The sequence below is a fragment of the Planktosalinus lacus genome (assembly GCF_014640155.1).
GTDB classification, from domain to species: domain Bacteria; phylum Bacteroidota; class Bacteroidia; order Flavobacteriales; family Flavobacteriaceae; genus Planktosalinus; species Planktosalinus lacus.
In genome coordinates this window covers 1-3,197 of record NZ_BMGK01000020.1, presented here as the reverse complement: position 1 = coordinate 3,197, position 3,197 = coordinate 1, and the positions used below count along the sequence as shown (strand labels likewise).

Below are 3,197 nucleotides of genomic sequence, written 5' to 3'. Positions count from 1 at the left end.
TTAAGGTTAAATCAAAGGTCGAAGTGCCATTGCTATTGTAATCACATTGAACCAAGGGAGAAGGGTCTTCTATCTGAGGACTGTCTAATACCTGGAGCTCTAAAGCTATAAGACTCGAGCAGCCGGTTTTCAAATTTGAAGCTCTAGCATATACTGTCTGAACATATTGAACAATGTTATTATAGGGTGAAGACAGAGGTAAAACATTGTTTTGGGCATTGGTTATTGTTTCATGGAAAGAGACGCTAATTGATGGGTCTCCTCCACTTATTTCGGGTATGACTGAATCCAAATCAAACTCACCAAAACCATCGTTGTCTGAATCACAAAAAGTAATTGGTTCAGGTGTAGTTATTGCGGGGTTTTCATTGACAATCAGATCAAAATTTGTATAAACAACACAACCGTTATTAATGTCACGCACCCGAACATAAATTGTTTGTGGGTTGCTGGTATTGATATAGCTAAATACGGGCAGCGGGTTTATATTATCTTCTGCATCAAGTTGACTTTCATGAAAACTTACAGAGACAAATGGATTGTTTCCGGTAATTTCACCAATTTTTGTTGATAAATCAAATTCGGTAAATCCATCTGCTGTTTCATCATCACACAATTCATAGGGAGTCATATCTGCTGGTAATGTAACCGGTGGGTTTAATTTGATTAGCACCGTAAAAGAACCTATTTCGACACAATTAATGACGTTATTAACTATTCTAACCCACAAAAGTTGAGGGTTTTCAATATTTGGATACGCAGTTGGATTAGGAAAAGGATTGTCACCTGCTGCTGCTTCAAGTTGAGAGAGGTGATAGGTAACGGTATAATCAGAAGGATCAACTCCGGCAAATATAAAGTCTTCCTGAACAGTCAAATCGATTGGATAACCAACATCATTATTTCCATCAATACAGAATTCAAGATCAACAAGCTCAAATGGAATATAATCTACAGGTCTAACTTCAATTAAAAAAGAAGATGTTATAAAGCACCCATTGATACTGTTTTCAAGCCTCACAAAGATTGTTTGAATCGGGGAATCAATATTTGTATAACTTTCAGGAGTTAGTATTTGATTTGCACCATTTTCAGCATCATCAAGTGTTTCATGAAAAGTTACATCTATATCTGTTTGTGTTCCTAAAAGTTGTGGTTCCGCTACCAATAAAAAAAAGTTTGCAAATCCATCGTCGTCTAAATCACAAACTATAATAGTATCAACAGGTCCAGCTACCGGATTTTCTATTAATGTTACTTCAACTTCAAAACTATTGTTTGTTTCATCAATCTCCGCAACAACTCCGGTTCCATCTCCTACATCATCAGCGACAGCAGTTAATGTGAAATCGTTAGGAATGGCTACAGGAATGGTTAAGCTTATTGTATTACTTTCAGAACCATTTGCCGGAATGTCATTAATTGTTGCCGAATTTCCAACTAAAGTTCCATCAGCATAAAAAGAAATAGGTGTATTTGCAGGTAAAATATCAGTGCTCTCCTGGTTAAAAACAGTAAAGTCTATATCAATATCCCTACTATCACAATATACTTCAACGTTGGTTACATCAATAGTTGCATCAGGTAATTCGCTTGCAAGTACTACATTGATATTATTTACAATAATACCATCTTGGTCGGTATTAAGCTGCACCAGCATAGAAGTATCGCCAACGTTTATAACATCTTCAATACTGTATAAATCCAAGTCCATATTCCACAAATCCGATGCCCCTGTGTATGAATTAGTGCTGTTAAAGGCATTGGTCGCGGGATTTAAGGGTAAGTCTTCCATTACTACGCCATTTATGCTTAAGGTTTCACCATTAGCTAGTCCTGCATCGCCTTCCCAAACCAGAAACCCTACTTTTGCTCCAATAACATCAACCACATTTAGATTCAAAAGATCAATATTTAATATAGGATCCGGTGAAAAAACTTTCTGCAAGCCATCATAGATAGTTAATTGATTATTGGGTAATGCTAAGTCTTCGAATACAATTGTAATTGACCATCCACCGAAATTTGTCCCATTCCCGGGAGAACCTGTAGCCCCTTGACAGTAATCACCTATAACAGCAGTTAGATCAAGCTCTGAAAGGGTATAGTTTCCATTACCTGTTGATTGCACAAGCGTAGTAACATCTGCAAAAGCACCAAAATAGGTGACAGAGCCATCAAATTCAATAAATGTTCGCTCTGCATTAATCTCAACACCATTAAGTTCAACCTCGAAATCACCGTCACCTGAACCAGCCCAGTACAAATAAGCAGCAACCACTGTTTGACCGGGAAGTAGGTTTAAGTCAGCACTGGAAGATGTTAGTATATCACAATAACCTCCTGCATTCTCAGCTTCATTTAAAGTGTTTCCTAAAGCAGTAAAATCATACCTGCCATTGAATTGTTCATATTGTGTTATTGGTTGAGAAAATACAACAGTTGAAATAAAAAACAACAGGAGTAAATATTGAATTTTTTGAATAATTTTTATCATTTGGGTAGACTTTGTAACTTTAAAGATACAAATTGATTTATTATTTAAATTTTAATATGAAATTTTAATCATATACATTTCAAAATAAAAAGCCCTAAAGGAATCACTTTAGGACTTTTTAAAATTTATACTTTAAAAAAAGTTTATCTTTTCAAGGTAAAATGGCCTCTAAATTCTTTGTTTATATCTTCTTCTATGTATTCCACTCTAAACCAGTAGTCGCTCGATGGCATGTCCCGGCCATTGTAAGTANTCGTGGTAACCGTCATTATTGGGCGTAAAATACAAGGGGTAGTCTATCACATTCACTTCAATCATTACAGAGCCACAACCCAACTTGTCGGTAATGGTCACTATGTGGCTCCCGGGACTTACATTTTCCCAGTAGCCTTCTTCCTGAAACGGCCCGTCGTCCAACTGGAACACATACTCGCCCAAGCCTTCTGCCTCTGCCTCTATCGCGTGCTCTCCTGCAAAGGCCGAAGTTGCCGCCTGTGCACTGTAAGTAAACGGAGGTGAGGATACAATCACAGTGGTCTCTGCACTGCTCTCACAACCGGTCTCAGCGTCAATCACCGTCACGCTGTATACTCCCCCCTGGGTCGCAGTGATGCTGCCCTGGGTTTCCCCAAATTGCAACTCGCCGTCGATCTCCCAGATAAAAATGTATTCAGGAGTGCTTAATCCGGTGTCTATCACC

Annotated in this window: 2 protein-coding genes; both read right to left on the bottom strand. The window is 38.0% G+C overall.

Annotated elements, in window-relative coordinates; translation table 11 throughout:
- A partial coding sequence (locus IEV69_RS13675) for an FIDD domain-containing protein (protein WP_188443385.1) occupies window positions 1–2,497 on the bottom strand: 2,497 nt, incomplete at its 3' end.
- A 143-nt stretch (window positions 2,498–2,640) separates the two neighbouring features.
- Window positions 2,641–2,730 carry a T9SS type B sorting domain-containing protein gene (locus tag IEV69_RS14025; RefSeq protein WP_188443383.1) on the bottom strand — a complete coding sequence of 30 codons (90 nt, stop codon included), beginning with the start codon at window positions 2,728–2,730 and terminating at the stop codon, window positions 2,641–2,643.
- Window positions 2,731–3,197: the final 467 nt, after the last annotated feature.

Coding starts and splice junctions, on each gene's coding strand:
- IEV69_RS14025 (WP_188443383.1), bottom strand. CDS start 2,730: ATGCCATCGAGCGACTACTGGTTTAGAGTGGAATACATAGAAGAAGAT.